This is a genomic window from Acidovorax sp. A79 (assembly GCF_041154505.1).
Classification (GTDB): domain Bacteria; phylum Pseudomonadota; class Gammaproteobacteria; order Burkholderiales; family Burkholderiaceae_C; genus Acidovorax.
On record NZ_AP028672.1, the window covers coordinates 1,493,575 to 1,509,797 of the forward strand.

The window sequence follows — 16,223 nt, forward strand, 5'->3', positions numbered from 1 at the left end:
GGCTATATTTCTGGGGTCAGGGCACTCTGCATTTTGTAGCACTTCAGGCCTTGCACCCAAAGGGCACGGCACCTTCATGCAAACAATGCCGCCAGAACCCGCCCGGGATTTCCTTGGCTAGTATAGGCAACCCTTGCGCCCGCCACGCTGTCCAGGCCCGTGGCAGCCCGTGCTTTCCCCGGGTGCCTCCAATGCGCTGCATTGACAGAACGGCGGAAAGAAGAAGGCGCTCCACCACAGTATGCGAAACGAAAACTCTCCCGACATGACTGCTGCATTGCTCTTACGGCGGACGGCCCTGCTCACGGGGCTGGGTTTCCTCGCACCCACGGCGTTCCTGGGCGCCAACGGACAGGCACGTCCCTCCGCGGGCCTGGCCAGCGGCGGCCAGTGGCCCGCATGGGACCGCTTCAAGGCGCAATTCGTCAGCGACGAAGGCCGTGTGATCTCCGACGATGGCGAAGGCGGGCGTACCTACTCCGAAGGCCAGGCATACGGGCTTTTCTTTGCCCTGGTGGCCAATGACCGCAAGGGGTTCGATGTCCTCCTGCGCTGGACTGAAAACAACCTGAGCGGCGGCGACCTCGGCGCCCGCTTGCCCGCGTGGCTATGGGGCCGCCGGCCTGACGGTACCTGGGGCATCCTCGACAGCAACGCCGCATCGGACGCGGACCTCTGGATTGCCTATGCCTTGGGTGAGGCGGCCCGCTTGTGGCAAGTGCCGCGCTACCACGCACTGGGAGCCCGGCTGGCCGCACGCATCATTGCCGAAGAAACCGCCGACCTGCCAGGCCTGGGCCTGTGCCTGCTGCCCGCGCCACGCGGCTTTGTGGAAGCCGGCGACCGATGGAAGCTCAACCCCAGCTACCTGCCTTTGCAGGCAATGCAACGGCTCGGCGCGCTGTACCCGCAGACCGCCTGGAAGCAGTTGGTACGAAGCTCCGAGAAGGTCATCGTGGGCGCATCCCCCCAAGGCTATGCCCCGGACTGGGCCATTTACGACGCGCGGCAGGGCTTTCTCATCGACGAAAAGGGCAAGGAAAAAGGCCAGGGCACCTACAACGCGATCCGCGTCTACCTGTGGGCCGGCATGCTGCACCCGGCCGCCAGCGGCCGCAAGGCGCTGCTGTCGGCACTGGCCCCCATGGCCCGCTACGTGCGGGAACAGGGGCACCCCCCCGAATCCATCGATGTACGGAGTGGACAAGCCTCCGGGGCAGGCCCGTCGGGCTTCTCTGCCGCGATGCTGCCCTTCCTGCAGGCGCAAGGAGACAGCGCCGCGCTGCAAGCGCAACGCAACCGCCTGGCAGCAAGCCCCGTGCGCACCACGGCCTACTATGAGCAGACCCTCTCACTCTTCGGGCTGGGGTGGATAGAGGGCTGGTACCGGTTTTCGCCCGGGGGCCAGCTCCTGCCCAGGCGGCCCAGGCCCTGACGATCCCGCGGCAGCCCCACCGCCCGCCATCCCACGACGCCCCTTCCACCGCCCTTCGAAATTCATCCATGAACCCTAACGCCCACACGCTCTGGCGCGCTCCCCAATGGGCCCTGGCCGTCCTCCTCGCCGTGCTGGGCATGCTGGGGCCTTTCTCCATCGACACCTACATCCCCGCGTTCACCGGCATTGCGCGGGCGCTGGGCGCCACCCCCGTGGAGATGCAGCAGACCCTGTCGGCCTATCTCTTCGGTTTTGCGTTCATGAACCTCTTCCATGGCGCACTGGCGGACAGCTTTGGCCGGCGCCCCGTGGTGCTGTGCGGCATCGCGATGTTCACGCTGGCCTCCGCGGGCTGCGCGCTGTCGCAAAGCATCGGCCAGCTCATTGCATTCAGGGCGCTGCAAGGGCTATCGACGGGCGCCGGCATCGTGGTGTCGCGCGCGGTCATCCGCGACATGTTCCCCCCGGCACGCGCGCAGCAGGTGATGAGCCAGGTGACGATCTACTTTGGCGTGGCCCCGGCCATCGCCCCCATCGTGGGCGGCTGGCTGTTCGTGCACACGGGCTGGCACAGCATCTTCTGGTTCCTGACGCTGGTCGGCGTGGTCCTGTGGATCGCCAACTTCCGCCTGCTGCCCGAAACCCTGCAGCCCGAGCTGCGCCAGCCCTTCAACGTGCCCCACCTGATGCGCGGCTACTGGCAGCTGGGGTCCAGCCCACGCTTCGTGCTGCTGGCGCTGGCCAGCGGCGTGCCCTTCAACGGCATGTTCCTGTATGTGCTGGCGGCGCCGGCCTTCCTGGGCGAGCACCTGGCGCTGGCGCCCACGCAGTTCTTCTGGTTCTTCGTCCTCACCATCTCCGGCATCATGGGCGGCGCCTGGCTCAGCGGCCGTCTGGCCGGCAAGATCGCGCCGAAGCGGCAGATACGCCATGGCTTCGTGATCATGTTCACCGTGGCCATCCTCAACCTGGGGGCCAATCTGCTGTTCCCGGTGCATGCGGCGTGGGCACTCGCGCCGATCGCGGTCTTCGCGTTTGGCTGGGCCCTGATGGTGCCCGTGGTCACCTTGCTGGTGCTGGACCTTCACCCCGAGCGCCGCGGCATGGCCTCGTCCATGCAGGCGTTTGTAGGCTCCACCGCCAATGGCCTGGTGGCAGGGGTCGTGGTGCCGCTGGTGATGCATTCCACCGTCTTGCTGGCACTGGCCTCGCTGTTGATGATGTGCGTGGGCATGGCCGCATGGATCTACCTGCACCATCGCTGGCCCGATATTGGACGGACCGCCACGCCAGGCTGACCCGCCTGTTTGTGGAACCCCACGCATGCTGCAACAATGGGGCGAAATTTCATTCTCGACAGAACCCGTGTGCTCGCGCAGCGGACGAGGAGGCTCAGGCACTGGAGGACGACCATGCAGCTGCTGAAACTGGTTGAATCCAAGGTACGGGTGGGCGTGCCGCTGCCTTGGAATGTGCGCAACCAGGACTGCACCCTGCTGCTCGCCCGTGGGCACGTGATCCGCAACGACAGCCAGCTGGAAGCACTGCTCGAGCGCGGCATGTTTGTCGATATCGAAGAATTCAAGGCGGTGCAGGCGCTGACGGCCCCTGCGGCAAAACCACCGGAAAGCATCTATACCCGCTGGGCGCTGGCCATTGACGCACTGGAATCCGCGCTGCCGCACCTGGGTGAAACCTCCGACAGCCTGGATGCGATCCAAGCGCTGGCGGACGAGATACTGGAGCTTGCCGACGCGGACCCCGACATCGGCCTGTTCATGGCCGTGCGGCAGGACCATGCAAAGCATCTGCGCTACGGATACAGCCATGCGGTCTACACAGCGCTGCTGGGCATATTGATGGCGCGGCAGCTCGGCTGGGCCGCCGTGCGCATCCGGCAGATCGCACTGGCGGCGCTGACGATGAACGCCAGCATCGCCGAGCTGCAGGGCCAGATGGCCGCGCAGGACTATCCGGCCCTGGACCGGCAACGCACCCAGATCCGCGCACACCCTGCCCTGAGTGCCGCGCTGCTGGAGAAAGCCGGCGTTACCGACGCCGAATGGATCGCCGCGGTGATGCAACACCACGAGCAGCCGGATGGCAGCGGCTATCCACACGGCATCTCATCGGTGAGCGACGCTGCGCAGGTATTGCGCATGGCGGACCTGTTCATGGCACGCATCAGCCCCCGGCAGCTGCGCCAGCCGCTCTCCATCCAGGATGCCGCCCGGCTGATGTTCAGGGATGACAAGGGGGGCCCCTTCTCCACGGCGACCATCAAGGTGCTGGGCATCTATCCACCTGGCGACTTCGTGAAACTCGCGTCCGGAGAAATGGGGGTCGTGATGCGGCGGGGGGCCGAAGCACGCACCCCGCTTGTGGCCGCCGTGACGGACTCCCAAGGCAAGAGCGTGACCAGCACCCTGCAGCGCGACACGTCACAGGCCGCCTACGCCATCACGGGCCCGGCCACGGATCGCAGCCTGCTGACCAGAGTGCCTCCCGAGCGGCTGTACGGCTACGCGGTGCACACGGGCTGAATCCAGCCAGGGGCGGGCGTTTGCGCGGTGCGGCTAGCTGGCGTGCCGCCTGTCCAGGCCATTGTCCTGGTAGTAGCGGTTCTTTTCGGCATACATGGCCTGGTCGGCGCGGTTGATCGTCGCCTCCACCTGATCGCCGGATCGACACGACGCGACCCCCATGGCCAGGCTGATCGGCTGCCCCGGATAGAACTGGTTGTTAAGGTCCAGCATCGAGAGGATGCGGTCCTGCAACGCAAAGGCACTGCGCTCATCCATGCCCGGCAGCAACACGGTGAACTCGTCGCCGCCAATGCGCGCGGCGCATGCCGGCGGATCCACCGCCTTGGCCAGCACTTCACCCACCCTTCGCAGCATCGAATCGCCCGCGGCATGGCCTTGCTCATCGTTCACGGCCTTGAGCCCGTTCAGATCGATCGCAATGATGGACAAGGGCCAGGGCCCCTTGCGCGTGACCCGGTTGAGCTCCTCGGCATAGAAGGCCCGGTTGCGAAGCTGGGTCAGCACGTCATGTTTGCCCAGGTACTCCAGGTAGGCCTCGGCCTTCTTGCGCGCGGTGATGTCCACGAGCGAGAGCAGCACCAGCCCCCAGTCCGCCAAATGGTCCGCCAGCACCGAGAACTGCATGTGGATGTGCACCGCGTCGCCCGACAGGGCGTAGTTGACGACTTCGCGCTGCTGAAAGGTCTTGCCCTCCCACAGATCCAGCAACTGGTCGGCGAAAGACTCGTGCATTTCCCCCCGGAACACCCGGCCGATGTTGTTGAGCAGCATCTCCTTGCTGGATGCTCCGAACATGCGCAAGGTCTGCTGGTTGACATCCACCACCCGGATCTCCTGCATGCAGCGCGTGACGAACTCGGGATGCACCGTGATGAAGGTCTTGAAGTCGTCGATGCCTTGCGCGCGCACGCCATCGAGCAGGTTCTTCACGGCGCTGAAATCCTCCACCCACAGGGAGACGGGCGAATGCTCGAACAGATCCCGGGCATATTGTTCGCTGCGCCGCAGCTGGCGCGCGCCCCGCATCTGGGCCGTGATGTCTTCCAGCGAGAGCAGGACGCGGCTCCAGTCGTCCTCATACCCTGGCAGGATGCGCGCGCGGATCTGCACATCGAGCCGCCGGCCGTCGAGCGCGTAGTTCACGGTCTGGTTCGAAAACTCCAGCTGCCCCGACCAAAGCGCCGCCAGCTCATGGGAGACCGCATCGTGCATGTCATCCCTGAAGACCTTGTCCAGATTCGCCTCGAGCACCTGCTGGCTCGGGGCAGCGAACAGCTCCAGCGTGCGGCGGTTCACCTTCAGAACCTGGAGCGCGGCACTGCATTGCCGCACCCGTGCCGGGTCTTGCGCGAGGTGGGCACGGATATCCGTGACTCCGGTGGCGCGCCAGCCGTCCAGAATCTGCTTGAGTGCGCTGTAGTCCTCCAGCCAGAGGGACACAGGGGCCAGCTCGAACATGTGCTCAAAGTCCGCACCCGACGATAACGAAGACGACACTGCAGATTCCTCCCGGAAGGATTATTGTCGAGCCGCTCTCGATATTCTCGCGCCCGGCAGGTGGCGGCAACAAAAAAAGGCTGGCACCTTGCGGTGCCAGCCTTTCACGGCTCGCGTCGAAACGACGGGGCGGCCGAATCAGCGCGCGGGGCGCGCAGGGCGCTTGCGCGCATCATGGGCCACGAAGGGCTTGCCGCCGCCACCGCCTGCGGGCTTGGCGAAGCCGGGCTTGCGGGGTGCGAAGTCGCCACGGGGCGCGCCAGCGTCGCCTCGGGGGGCAAAACCACCCCGGCCTGCATCACCGAAACCGGGCTTGCGGCCATAGCCGTCACCGTCGCGGCGGGGAGCGAAGCCCCGGTCATCACGGGCACCAAAACCACCACCCTCGCCGCCACGGGCAGGGGCTGCACGCTGGCTGTCGCGGCCGGCGAATCCGCCGCCAAAGCCACCACCAAATCCGCCGCGGTCGTTGTTGCCGCGTGCGGGGCCGCCGAACTTGCGGTCACGGCTGTCGCGATCGTAACCGCCACCGGGGCGGCCACGGCCACCAAAGTCACCACCGCGCGGTGCCTGGGGAGCACGTTGCGAAGGCTCCATGCCGGGAATCACATCGGCCTTGAACTGCTGGCGGCTGTACGACTCAATGTCGTAGATCTTGCGGCGGTCGCGGAACTCGGCAAACGTGATGGCCAGGCCATCGCGGCCCGCACGGCCGGTGCGGCCGATACGGTGGGTGTAGTCCTCGGCCTTCATGGGCAGGCCAAAGTTGAACACGTGGGTGATGGTGGGCACGTCGATGCCGCGCGCAGCCACATCGGTGGCCACCAGGATCTGCACCTGGCCGGCACGCAACGCCATCAAGCGGCGGTTGCGCAGGCCCTGGCTCAGCGCGCCGTGCAGCGCCACGGCCGAGAAGCCTTCCTGCTGCAGGTCGTTGGCCAAACCATCGCACTCCACCTGGGTGCTGGCGAAAACGATGGCCTGGTTGATCGTGGTGTCGCGCAGCCAGTGGTCCAGCAGCTTGCGCTTGTGCTGGGCGTTGTCGGCCCAGTACAGCATCTGCTTGATGTTGGCGTGCTTCTCTTGCGGAGAATCGATGGTCACCTTCTGCACCGACGAACCGCCGTCGTGCATCACGCGCATCGCCAGTTGCTGGATGCGCGGCGCGAACGTGGCGCTGAACATCATGGTCTGCTTGCGCTGGGCGGTCAGCTGATTCAGTTCGGCCAGGTCGTCCGAGAAGCCCAGGTCCAGCATGCGGTCGGCTTCGTCGACGACCAGGAACTGCACCTTGTCGAGCTTGATCTGCATCGAGCGCTGCAGGTCCAGCAGGCGGCCGGGGGTGGCGACCACGAGGTCGGCGTTCTGCAGCTTGGCGATCTGCAACTGGTAGGGCATGCCGCCCACCACGTTGGCCACGCGCAGGCCACGGCAGTGCTTGACCAGGTCGATGGCGTCGTGCGCCACCTGCTGGGCCAGTTCACGCGTGGGGCACAGGATCAGGGCGCCCGGGGTGGCGGCCTTGAAGTTGCGCGAGCTGGTGGGGTCCTTGCGCTTGGCACGCTTGGGAGCGGGTTCGCCACGCGCAGCGGCTTCGGCCACGGCGCGCTCGAAAGCGGCGCGTTCCTCGGCTTCGGCGGCGGCTTGCTGGTTGATCAGCGTGTGCAGCACGGGCAACAGGAAGGCGGCGGTCTTGCCGGAGCCGGTCTGGCTCGAGACCATCAGGTCGATGAACTTGGTGGAGTCGTTGCCACCGCCCATGGCCAGGGGAATGGCCTTGAGCTGCACGCTGGTGGGCTGGGTGTAGCCCAGGTCAGCCACGGCTTGCACCAGTTCGGGCGCCAGGCCCAGTTCGACGAAGCCATTGGGTTCGGCGGTGACGGCGGCATCGCCTTCAGCGGCGGCCACCACGGCTTCCAGGGGGGAAGACTGCACGGAAAGGTCGGCAGCAAAGGAAGTTTCTGCAGGCGCGAATTCGCCCTGCACCAAAGAGGTGTCGGTCATGATTTTTCTCTCACGAAGACGATCGCAGGCGCAGCCTGCGAGTGGCTTCGTCAATGGTTAAAAAACATCAACCATCAAACGAAACCTGCATTGCTCTGGGCGGATGCTGGTGGGCGTTGTTCGCTAGTCCTGCACTGCACGAAGCAGTCGGCTGGCAAGCCCGGTGTGTGAGGGGAGATGCACAATCTGCGAGGAACCGTTTCCTGCGCAGCCGCTGATTATGGCATGAATAGGGGTTTCCCCGCAAGCCCCTTCACCTTGCAGCACGTTTCATGCCTCAGCGCGCCCACGGTCTCGAAGGGATCGCAAGCCGGTCTCGCACAGGTGCAGCCCGGCCCGGCCGCGCGCAACGGATCACACCGACAGCAGATGCCTGCGGTAGTGCGCCAACTCGTCGATGGACTCATGCACGTCGGCCAGGGCCGTGTGCTTCTGGGCCTTCTTGAAGCTCGTGTAGGCCTCGGGTTTCCAGCGCTTGGCCAGCTCCTTGAGGGTGCTCACGTCCACATTGCGGTAGTGAAAGAACCGCTCCAGCTTGGGCATGTAGCGCACCAGAAAGCGCCGGTCCTGCCCGATGCTGTTGCCGCACATGGGTGCCGTGCCCTTGGGAACATACTGGCTCAGAAAGGCAATGATCTGCTGCTCGGCCTGCGCTTCGGTCACGGTGGAGGCCTTGACCTTGTCGATCAGGCCGCTGCGGCCATGGGTGCCCTTGTTCCAGGCATCCATCTTGTTGAGGAGTTCGTCAGGCTGGTGGATCGCAAACACCGGGCCTTCGATGCGCGGCTCCAGGCTGGGGCCGGTCACGATGACGGCGATTTCGAGCAGACGGTCGGTATCGGGCTCCAGGCCGGTCATTTCGCAGTCGAGCCAGACGAGGTTCTGGTCGGACTTGGCAAGCGCCTGGGGGGTGGGATGGTGGGCTTCTGGCATGGCGCGCATTGTCGCCGATGGCCCGCAGCCCTTGCACCACAGTCCCAGGGGCTTCCCCATTAAACTCCCCCACCACCATGCCCACCTCCTCCGACGCCCTCTCCCCTTCCTCGGTGCTGACGTTCGCCTTCGCGGCGGCACTCCTGCTGGGCCTGGCCCTCAAGCTCTGGCTGGCCACGCGCCAGATGCGGCACGTGGCCCGCCACCGTGGCGCGGTGCCGGCGCCGTTTGCCGAGCGCATTGCGCTGGCAGCCCACCAGAAGGCCGCAGACTACACCATCGCCAAGGGGCGCCTGGGCCTGCTGGAGATGGCGCTGGGCGCTGCCGTGCTGCTGGGATGGACGCTGCTGGGCGGCCTGGACGCCCTGAATCAGCTCCTGCTGGACGCACTCGGAGGCGGCATGTGGCAGCAGTTGGCGCTGCTGGCGGCGTTTGCGGCGATCAGCGGGCTGATCGACCTGCCCCTGTCGCTGTATCAGACCTTCGTGGTGGAGGAGCGCTTCGGTTTCAACAAGATGACCTGGCGCCTGTGGCTTGCGGATGCCGCCAAGGGCTTGCTGGTCGGTGCGGCCATCGGCCTTCCGATCGCCGCGCTGATCCTGTGGATCATGGGCGCTGCCGGCCCGCTGTGGTGGCTGTGGGCCTGGTGCTTCTGGATGGGGTTCAACCTGCTGCTGATGGTGGTCTACCCCACCTTCATCGCACCGCTGTTCAACAAATTCCAGCCGCTCGAGGACGAATCCCTCAAGACCCGCGTGACGGCCCTCATGCAGCGCTGCGGCTTCTCGGCCAAGGGGCTGTTCGTGATGGACGGCAGCCGCCGCAGCGCCCATGCCAACGCCTACTTCACGGGCTTTGGCGCCGCCAAGCGCGTGGTGTTCTACGACACGCTGCTGCGCCAGCTGTCGCCGGGCGAGGTGGAGGCGGTGCTGGCCCATGAGCTCGGGCACTTCCGGCATCGCCACATCATCCAGCGCATCGTGACCATGTTCGCGCTGAGCCTGGCCGGATTCGCGTTGCTCGGCTGGCTCTCCACCCAGGTATGGTTCTACACAGGCCTGGGAGTGCGCCCCAACATCTCCTTCGACCCGGCAATGGCCGCCGCGCCGAACGACGCGCTGGCGTTGCTGCTGTTCATGCTGGCGGTGCCGGTGTTCACGTTCTTCATCTCGCCCGTGTTCTCCCGGCAATCGCGCCGCCACGAGTTCCAGGCCGATGCCTATGCCGTTGCCCAGGCCAGTGGCGCCGACCTCTCTTCGGCCCTGCTCAAGCTCTACGAAGACAATGCCTCCACGCTCACCCCCGACCCGGTGTACGTGAAGTTCTACTACTCGCACCCACCCGCCACCGAGCGGCTGGCGCGCATGCACACCCCCGCCCACCCATGACGACTATGCTGAAGAAAAAAGACTGGTCCACGCAGACCCGCCGTGCGCTGAAAGCTACTGAAGTTGTAGCAAACCTGGCCAAACTCGAAGGCTGGAGCCTGACCGGAGATGGCGCCGACGTGGCCATCGAGAAGACCTACCGGTTCGCGAACTACTACGAAACCATCTCGTTCGTGAATGCACTGGCCTTCATCGCCAACGCGCAGGACCACCACCCCGACCTGTCGGTGCACTACAACCGCTGCGTGGTGCGGCTGAACACGCACGACGTGCACGGCATCTCGTCCACCGATTTCGAATGCGCGACCCAGTTCGATGCCCTGGTGGCGTGACCCCATGACGCCGCGCACCACCACCAACACAACATCCCATGGCTGAACGCAGCGCGCTCATGGAAGGCACCGTGGTGGCCAGCCATGGGCGCCACTGCATGGTGGAGACGCCCGACGGCGAACGCCGCATCTGCCATCCACGCGGCAAGAAGAGCCAGGCCGTGGTGGGTGACCATGTGCTGTGGCAGGCACCCCCGCCTGGCCAGGGCGAAGAGGGCACCATCGAAAAGGTCCAGGAGCGGCGCAACCTCTTTTACCGCCAGGACGAGATCCGCACCAAATCGTTTGCGGCCAACCTCGACCAGGTGCTGATCGTCATCGCGGCGGAACCCGTGTTCTCGGAAAGCCAGCTCTCCCGCGCGCTGATCGCCGCCGAGGCCGAAGGCATCACGCCCCTCATCGCGCTCAACAAGAGCGACCTGGTGGAACCCTTCGCCCGGGCCTGGGAGCGCCTGCTCCCCTACCGCCACATGGGCTCTGGCAAGCACTACGGCGTGCTGCCGCTGTCCCTGGCGCTATCGAGCGATGTGGACCGCGCGCTGCTGATGGAGCACCTGCAGGGCAAGACCACGCTGGTGCTGGGGCCCTCGGGCTCGGGCAAGAGCACCCTCATCAACCTGCTGGTGCCGGGCGCCTCGGTGCTGACCGGCGAAATTTCGCAGGCCCTCAACTCAGGCAAGCACACCACCACCAGCACCCACTGGTACTGGATGGACAAGGCCCGCACCACGGCCCTCATCGATTCGCCGGGTTTCCAGGAATTCGGGCTGCACCACATCGCCCCGATGCAGCTGGCCGCCTGCATGCCCGACATCGCCCAACACGCGACCCACTGCAAGTTCTACAACTGCACCCACCTGCATGAGCCGGGCTGCGGCGTGCTGGACGCAGTGAAACTGGGCCCTTCCGCAGGCGGGATCAGCCCTACACGCTACAAAATATATAGCGACTTATTCGAAGAGCTGAGCCATACGCGGTATTGACCGGTGTTGATCAGTGCTGATCAGTGCTGATCAGTGCTGATCAGTGCTGATCAGTGCTGATCAGTATCGATGCATGCGCAGCGCCGACGGCCGGGTCGGAGCCGGAGATACGAGGGCATCGACGCGAACCGCCCTCCGCATGGCATGCACCACGCCAGCGCACCCGTGGAACTGGCTTTGCATGGCCACCGGGTGCGCCCCCTCCGGGGGAAGGCGCCGAAGGCTACTAGGGGGATTTCCAGCTACCCCAGCAAACGCGCCAGCGTGAGCAGCGCCAGCAGCAGCATCCACACCACCACCGAGCGCCACACCAGCCCCACCACGCTGCGCAGGTGGCCCACCTCGGGCTCCCGGCCCGGCGTGGAATCGCTGTCGCCCATGTCGGCGTCGATCTCCAGGCCCTGCGGCGCATGCAGCTCGGTGCGCGCCTTCAGCGCCTCGCCCCCCAGGCGCACATTGATCGCGCCCGCGGTCGCCGCCAGCACCACGCCGTCGTTGTCATTGGGAAAACGCTGCGCATGGAATCGCCAGCCCTCGATGGCTTCCTCAAAGCTGCCCACCACGGCAAAGCTCAGCGCGGTGAGCCGGGCCGGAAGCCAGTCGATGGCCGTCCACGCCTGGGCAGAAGCCTGCTGCAGCGAGGCACTGGCGGGCTGGGCGCCCGTGCGCTGCTTGTAGTGCCAGTAGCGCGATACGAATTCGGCCAGCCGGTACAGCACGGCACCCGTGGGCCCCAGGCCCAGCGCGGCCAGCACCGAGAACCAGGCCAGCACCCCGAACACATGCCGGTGGGCCGCCAGCACCGAGTACTCGATCACGTGGCGCACGATCTCGCTGCGTGGAAGCGCACCCACGTCCACCTGCTGCCAGTGGGCCAGGCGCTCCCGGGCGCCATCTTCATCGCCCTCTTCCAGCGCATCGCGGATGCCAGTGAAATGGTGGCTGAACTGCCGAAAGCCCAGGGTGATGTAGAGCACCGCCACGCTCCAGAGCACCGCGAAGGGCCAGCCCAGGCCCCACAGCAACAGCCAGTGGATGGCCAGCGTGAGGAGCGCGGGCACGACGACTGCGAGGCCCCAGGCCACCCAGCCATGGTGCGGCTTGCCCGCATCGAAATTGCGGCTGACGGACAAGGCCCACGCACGCAGACCTGCATGGATGGGATTGCTGCGTGCCAGCGGGCGGGCCTGCTCGATCAGCAGAGCGAACAGGATGGCGAAGAAACTCATGGGGGGCAATGATACTGGCGCCAAGCCGCAGGAGCGCGTGTTTGCGCCGAACCTCAGCGATACATCCACCATGAACAGCGCGACACACCCGCAGCCCGCGGAACTGGCGCGGCCCAGGCCTGCCCTCCCGCGCAAGGTCCGCCCCGCCGCGCCGGGGACAGCCCCCCCGGCCGGGGAGGCCTCACTCGGCCATCATGAAGCGGTAGAAGTTGCGCAGCATGCCCGCCGTGGCACCCCAGATGTAGTGGTTCTTGCCACCATCCTGGTAGGGCATCGAGAACCACTCGCGGTGCACGCCATCGCGGTCGAACACATGGCGCCGGTGGTTGGCGGGGTTCAGCAGGAAATCCAGCGGCACCTCGAAGAGGTCCGCCACCTCGTAGGGATTGGGCTGCAGGACACAGTCGGGCCGCACCAGCGCCACCACGGGGGTGATGATGAAGGACGACCCCGTGACATAGGTCGGCAGGGTTCCAAGCACTTCCACGAACTCGCGGCCGAGCCCCACCTCTTCCTGCGCTTCGCGCAAGGCCGTGTCGGCGGGGGAAGCATCGCCAGCGTCTGCCCGCCCTCCTGGAAAGGCCACCTGCCCCGAATGTGTGGACAGATGGGCCGTGCGCTCGGTCAGCAGCACCATGGGCTCTTCGCGCAGCACGATGGCGAGCAGGACCGACGCGTGGGCCGGCTCGCGGTTCATGAACTTCTTCTCCAGCAGCACCTCGGGCTCCCAGCGGGGCGGGTGCGCGAAGCGCGCGCGCAGCGCCTGCGGCGTCTGCGCGGCCGCCGGCACCGCGGGCAGGTGCGCATCCACCCCCACCACCGGCACGAGGCGGGGGTCGAAGTCGGGCAGGCTCGACAGCGGCGCAATGACCGACGAAACGGCAGGGATGGAAGATGGGTTCACGAAAGGGGGTTCAACGGACCAGAAAACAAAAAGCCGCTACAGGCAGATGCTGTAGCGGCCTTGTCAGGACGAGCCCGCGCCTTATGCGGCGGTGGCAGCAACCTTGACGCGCGAAGGCAGCTTTTCCTTGATACGTGCCGACTTGCCGCTGCGGTCACGCAGGTAGTACAGCTTGGCACGGCGCACGTCGCCACGGCGCTTGACTTCGATGCTGGCGATCAGCGGGCTGTAGGTCTGGAACGTACGTTCCACGCCTTCGCCGCTGGAGATCTTGCGCACTGTGAAGCCGCTGTTCAGGCCGCGATTGCGCTTGGCGATCACCACGCCTTCGTAGGCCTGCACGCGCTTGCGGGTACCTTCCACCACGTTCACGCTCACGATGACGGTGTCACCAGGGGCGAATTCGGGGATGGTCTTGTTCAAGCGGGCGATTTCTTCCGCTTCCAGGGTCTGGATCAGGTTCATGTGAGTTTCCTAGCGATCTTGTCCGCGCCAAAAATGGCTGCGTCGGGATTGACGTCTCAGTGTTTCGCGGGAGAACTCCCTGTCAAAACGGCCGGCCAGAGGATCGAAAAGCCTTTGATTATAGCAATTCAGGCGAGCTTGGCCAATACCGCCTCGTCAGCGGGCGCCAGCCGCCCCGCCTTTCGCGCGGCGTCGATGAGGTCGGGCCGGTGCCGGGCCGTGATGGCCAGGCGCTGGTCGCGCCGCCAGCGCTCGATGTGGGCGTGGTGGCCGGACATCAGCGCGGCCGGCACCTGCTGCCCTGCCCATTCCTCGGGGCGCGTGTAGTGGGGGCAGTCCAGCAGGCCATCGAGCGCCGGATTGAAGCTGTCGAGCTGGTGGCTACCCTCGTCATTGAGCACGCCGGGCTGCAGGCGCGCCACGGCGTCCAGCAAGGCCATGGCTGCGATTTCGCCTCCTGACAGCACGAAGTCGCCCAGGCTCATCTGCACATCGACATGGGCGTCGATGAATCGCTGGTCGATGCCCTCATAGCGCCCGCACAGCAGGATGGCCCCCGCGCTGGCCGACCAGCGCTCCACGGCCGCATGGTTGAGCGACTCGCCAATGGGCGAAAAAAGGACCAGCGGCGCCTGGCTGCCCTGGAGCTCGCCGCGCTCGGCCCGGATGGCCGAGAGGCACCGCGCGAGGGGCTCCGCCATCATCACCATGCCCGGGCCGCCGCCAAAGGGGCGGTCGTCCACACGGCGGTAGTTGCCGTCGGCATGGTCCCGCGGGTTCCACAGGCGCACATCGACCTGGCCGCTGGCGTAGGCGCGCCGGGTCACGCCGCTGGCCAGGAAGGGCGCGAACAGCTCGGGAAACAGGGTGATGAGATCAAAGCGCATGGTGCGCGGCGCGGTCCGTCAATGCCGATCAGTAGTCAGGCTGCCAGTCCACCGTGATGCGCTTTTCCGGCAGGTCCACCTTGTCGACGAAGGCCGAGACAAAGGGAATCATGCGCTCCAGCGCCTTGCCGTCCTGCTCGTAGGCCAGCACCAGCACCGTCTGCGGACCGGTGGACATGAGCTCCCGCACCTCGCCGAGCGCCACGCCTTCGCGGTTTAGGACCGCAAGGCCGATCAGGTCGACCCAGTAGTACTCGTCGTCCGTGGTGGACGGAAAGCTCGATCGCGGCACGAAGATGCGCGCGCCGCGCAAGGCCTCCGCGGCATTGCGGTCGTCAATGCCCTGCGCCCAGGCCACCACGGTGTCGGAATGGTCCTTGGCCTGCCGGATGGGCAGCAGCACGGTCCCGGTGAACGTCCTGGCCCCGCGCTCGGACGGCTGCAGGTACCAGCGCTTGGAGGAAAACAGTGCCTCGGGGCTGCTGCTGTGGGGCAGCACCTTGAACCAGCCCTTGACCCCCCAGGCGTCGGCGATGCGGCCCACTTCGATGGCATCGGGGGGCAGCTCGGCGGGTTCGAGGGTCAGGGTGGCGGCCATGGTGGTGATTCCAGAATAGGAAAAGGGCGGGTTCCGCGCGGCAAGCCGACGGAACCCGCCCTTTTCAGGGAGCTTTAAGCAGCCTTCTTGGCGGCTTGCTTGATCAGGCGGTCCACGGTAGGCGAGGACTGGGCGCCCACGCTCTTCCAGTACGTCAGACGGTCTTGCACGATGCGCAGGCCTTCTTCGGATTCCTTGGCGGTGGGGTTGTAGAAGCCGATGCGCTCGATGAAGCGGCCGTCACGGCGCACGCGCTTGTCAGCAACGACGATATTGAAGAAAGGACGGCCCTTGGAGCCGCCGCGGGAGAGTCGAATGACGACCATGATTTATCCTTCGGGTGGTGAACTCCGGCAACATTTGCCTTGAGCCACAGTGTTCGCAACCATATTCGCAACGCTTGAGACACGCGACATGGCCACCCGGCCAGCGACACGCTGCAAAGCCCACGATTATATCCACTTCCCCGCAAATGCCTACCATCCGCCCCAGCCGCGACGAAGATATCGCGGCCATCACCGCCATTTATGCCCACCACGTCCTGACCGGAACAGGCACTTTCGAGATCGATCCGCCCACCGAAACCGACATGGCGGGCCGCCGGGCCGACGTGCTGGCGCGCAATCTGCCGTACATCGTGGCCGAAAAGGACGGGCGGGTGACGGGCTTTGCCTACGCCAACTGGTTCAAGCCACGCCCGGCCTACCGCTTTTCGGCCGAGGACTCAATCTACGTGGCCGACGACGCCCGCGGCATGGGCGTGGGCCGCAAGCTGCTCGCCGAGCTGGCCGTCCAGGCCGAGGCGGCCGGGGTGCGCAAGTTGCTGGCGGTGATTGGCGATTCGGCCAACCTGGGCTCGATCGGCGTGCACCGGTCGCTGGGGTTCACCGACGTGGGCGTCATGCGCTCGGTGGGCTGGAAATTCGGCGCCTGGCGCGACATCGTGCTCATGGAAAAGACCCTGGGCGCGGGCGATACCAGTTCGCCTGAATAATCGGGGCATGGAACATACCCCCCAC

Annotated in this window: 16 protein-coding genes; 7 read left to right on the top strand and 9 right to left on the bottom strand. The window is 66.0% G+C overall.

Going from position 1 to position 16,223, the window contains the following annotated elements:
• The first annotated feature begins 265 nt into the window (after positions 1–265).
• The 3 genes from bcsZ to ACAM51_RS06730 all read left to right on the top strand — a co-directional run bounded on the left by bcsZ (position 266) and on the right by ACAM51_RS06730 (position 3,981).
• Positions 266–1,435 carry a cellulose synthase complex periplasmic endoglucanase BcsZ gene (gene bcsZ, locus ACAM51_RS06720; RefSeq protein WP_369643073.1) on the top strand — a complete coding sequence of 390 codons (1,170 nt, stop codon included), beginning with the start codon at positions 266–268 and terminating at the stop codon, positions 1,433–1,435.
• A 68-nt stretch (positions 1,436–1,503) separates the two neighbouring features.
• Positions 1,504–2,736 (top strand): multidrug effflux MFS transporter, encoded by a 1,233-nt coding sequence (locus tag ACAM51_RS06725; protein ID WP_369643074.1) that lies wholly within the window; start codon positions 1,504–1,506, stop codon positions 2,734–2,736.
• A gap of 114 nt (positions 2,737–2,850) precedes the next feature.
• Positions 2,851–3,981 carry an HD-GYP domain-containing protein gene (locus tag ACAM51_RS06730; protein ID WP_369643075.1) on the top strand — a complete coding sequence of 377 codons (1,131 nt, stop codon included), beginning with the start codon at positions 2,851–2,853 and terminating at the stop codon, positions 3,979–3,981.
• A 33-nt stretch (positions 3,982–4,014) separates the two neighbouring features.
• Here the strand turns inward: ACAM51_RS06730 and ACAM51_RS06735 are convergent, their stop codons facing one another.
• The 3 genes from ACAM51_RS06735 to orn form a co-directional block, all read right to left on the bottom strand.
• On the bottom strand, positions 4,015–5,481 hold the full coding sequence (locus ACAM51_RS06735; protein ID WP_369643076.1) for a diguanylate cyclase: 1,467 nt from the start codon (positions 5,479–5,481) through the stop codon (positions 4,015–4,017).
• A gap of 138 nt (positions 5,482–5,619) precedes the next feature.
• Positions 5,620–7,485 carry a DEAD/DEAH box helicase gene (locus tag ACAM51_RS06740; protein ID WP_369643077.1) on the bottom strand — a complete coding sequence of 622 codons (1,866 nt, stop codon included), beginning with the start codon at positions 7,483–7,485 and terminating at the stop codon, positions 5,620–5,622.
• A 354-nt stretch (positions 7,486–7,839) separates the two neighbouring features.
• Complete coding sequence (orn, locus tag ACAM51_RS06745) at positions 7,840–8,418, bottom strand: oligoribonuclease (RefSeq protein ID WP_369643078.1); 579 nt, start codon at positions 8,416–8,418, stop codon at positions 7,840–7,842.
• 77 nt (positions 8,419–8,495) lie between these two features.
• Between orn and ACAM51_RS06750 the strand changes: the two genes are divergently transcribed.
• The 3 genes from ACAM51_RS06750 to rsgA are packed head-to-tail and all read left to right on the top strand — an operon-like array spanning position 8,496 to position 11,121.
• Positions 8,496–9,806 carry a M48 family metallopeptidase gene (locus tag ACAM51_RS06750; RefSeq protein ID WP_369643079.1) on the top strand — a complete coding sequence of 437 codons (1,311 nt, stop codon included), beginning with the start codon at positions 8,496–8,498 and terminating at the stop codon, positions 9,804–9,806.
• Positions 9,803–10,138 (top strand): 4a-hydroxytetrahydrobiopterin dehydratase, encoded by a 336-nt coding sequence (locus tag ACAM51_RS06755; RefSeq protein WP_369643080.1) that lies wholly within the window; start codon positions 9,803–9,805, stop codon positions 10,136–10,138. Before ACAM51_RS06750 ends, ACAM51_RS06755 begins: the two co-directional genes overlap by 4 nt.
• Before the next feature lie 38 nt (positions 10,139–10,176).
• Positions 10,177–11,121 (top strand): ribosome small subunit-dependent GTPase A, encoded by a 945-nt coding sequence (gene rsgA / locus ACAM51_RS06760; RefSeq protein ID WP_369643081.1) that lies wholly within the window; start codon positions 10,177–10,179, stop codon positions 11,119–11,121.
• 242 nt (positions 11,122–11,363) lie between these two features.
• On the opposite strand, the gene ACAM51_RS06765 is transcribed toward rsgA, so the two are convergent.
• From ACAM51_RS06765 to rpsP, 6 genes are all read right to left on the bottom strand, one after another.
• Positions 11,364–12,350 (bottom strand): CobD/CbiB family protein, encoded by a 987-nt coding sequence (locus ACAM51_RS06765; protein WP_218295712.1) that lies wholly within the window; start codon positions 12,348–12,350, stop codon positions 11,364–11,366.
• Positions 12,351–12,531: 181 nt separating this feature from the next.
• Positions 12,532–13,254 (bottom strand): CoA pyrophosphatase, encoded by a 723-nt coding sequence (locus ACAM51_RS06770; protein ID WP_218295713.1) that lies wholly within the window; start codon positions 13,252–13,254, stop codon positions 12,532–12,534.
• Between the two features lie 81 nt (positions 13,255–13,335).
• Positions 13,336–13,719, bottom strand: coding sequence for a 50S ribosomal protein L19 (rplS, locus tag ACAM51_RS06775; RefSeq protein ID WP_218295714.1), 384 nt, complete (start codon positions 13,717–13,719; stop codon positions 13,336–13,338).
• Positions 13,720–13,847: 128 nt separating this feature from the next.
• The gene (gene trmD / locus ACAM51_RS06780; RefSeq protein ID WP_218340024.1) at positions 13,848–14,606 is read right to left on the bottom strand and encodes a tRNA (guanosine(37)-N1)-methyltransferase TrmD; all 759 of its coding nucleotides are present in this window, start codon (positions 14,604–14,606) and stop codon (positions 13,848–13,850) included.
• A 28-nt stretch (positions 14,607–14,634) separates the two neighbouring features.
• On the bottom strand, positions 14,635–15,204 hold the full coding sequence (gene rimM / locus ACAM51_RS06785; RefSeq protein ID WP_218295716.1) for a ribosome maturation factor RimM: 570 nt from the start codon (positions 15,202–15,204) through the stop codon (positions 14,635–14,637).
• Positions 15,205–15,278: 74 nt separating this feature from the next.
• The gene (gene rpsP / locus ACAM51_RS06790) at positions 15,279–15,530 is read right to left on the bottom strand and encodes a 30S ribosomal protein S16 (RefSeq protein WP_008904984.1); all 252 of its coding nucleotides are present in this window, start codon (positions 15,528–15,530) and stop codon (positions 15,279–15,281) included.
• A 146-nt stretch (positions 15,531–15,676) separates the two neighbouring features.
• On the opposite strand from rpsP, the gene ACAM51_RS06795 reads away from it, so the two are divergent.
• The gene (locus tag ACAM51_RS06795) at positions 15,677–16,198 is read left to right on the top strand and encodes an N-acetyltransferase family protein (RefSeq protein ID WP_369643082.1); all 522 of its coding nucleotides are present in this window, start codon (positions 15,677–15,679) and stop codon (positions 16,196–16,198) included.
• Positions 16,199–16,223: the final 25 nt, after the last annotated feature.

What these genes read in the sequence shown, in the direction of transcription:
- orn (WP_369643078.1), bottom strand. Translation starts at nt 8,418, where the DNA reads ATGCCAGAAGCCCACCATCCCACCCCCCAGGCGCTTGCCAAGTCCGAC.
- trmD (WP_218340024.1), bottom strand. Translation starts at nt 14,606, where the DNA reads ATGCGCTTTGATCTCATCACCCTGTTTCCCGAGCTGTTCGCGCCCTTC.
- rimM (WP_218295716.1), bottom strand. Translation starts at nt 15,204, where the DNA reads ATGGCCGCCACCCTGACCCTCGAACCCGCCGAGCTGCCCCCCGATGCC.
- ACAM51_RS06795 (WP_369643082.1), top strand. Translation starts at nt 15,677, where the DNA reads ATGCCTACCATCCGCCCCAGCCGCGACGAAGATATCGCGGCCATCACC.
- rpsP (WP_008904984.1), bottom strand. Translation starts at nt 15,530, where the DNA reads ATGGTCGTCATTCGACTCTCCCGCGGCGGCTCCAAGGGCCGTCCTTTC.
- ACAM51_RS06730 (WP_369643075.1), top strand. Translation starts at nt 2,851, where the DNA reads ATGCAGCTGCTGAAACTGGTTGAATCCAAGGTACGGGTGGGCGTGCCG.
- rsgA (WP_369643081.1), top strand. Translation starts at nt 10,177, where the DNA reads ATGGCTGAACGCAGCGCGCTCATGGAAGGCACCGTGGTGGCCAGCCAT.
- ACAM51_RS06765 (WP_218295712.1), bottom strand. Translation starts at nt 12,350, where the DNA reads ATGAGTTTCTTCGCCATCCTGTTCGCTCTGCTGATCGAGCAGGCCCGC.
- ACAM51_RS06755 (WP_369643080.1), top strand. Translation starts at nt 9,803, where the DNA reads ATGACGACTATGCTGAAGAAAAAAGACTGGTCCACGCAGACCCGCCGT.
- ACAM51_RS06750 (WP_369643079.1), top strand. Translation starts at nt 8,496, where the DNA reads ATGCCCACCTCCTCCGACGCCCTCTCCCCTTCCTCGGTGCTGACGTTC.
- ACAM51_RS06740 (WP_369643077.1), bottom strand. Translation starts at nt 7,485, where the DNA reads ATGACCGACACCTCTTTGGTGCAGGGCGAATTCGCGCCTGCAGAAACT.
- rplS (WP_218295714.1), bottom strand. Translation starts at nt 13,719, where the DNA reads ATGAACCTGATCCAGACCCTGGAAGCGGAAGAAATCGCCCGCTTGAAC.
- ACAM51_RS06725 (WP_369643074.1), top strand. Translation starts at nt 1,504, where the DNA reads ATGAACCCTAACGCCCACACGCTCTGGCGCGCTCCCCAATGGGCCCTG.
- bcsZ (WP_369643073.1), top strand. Translation starts at nt 266, where the DNA reads ATGACTGCTGCATTGCTCTTACGGCGGACGGCCCTGCTCACGGGGCTG.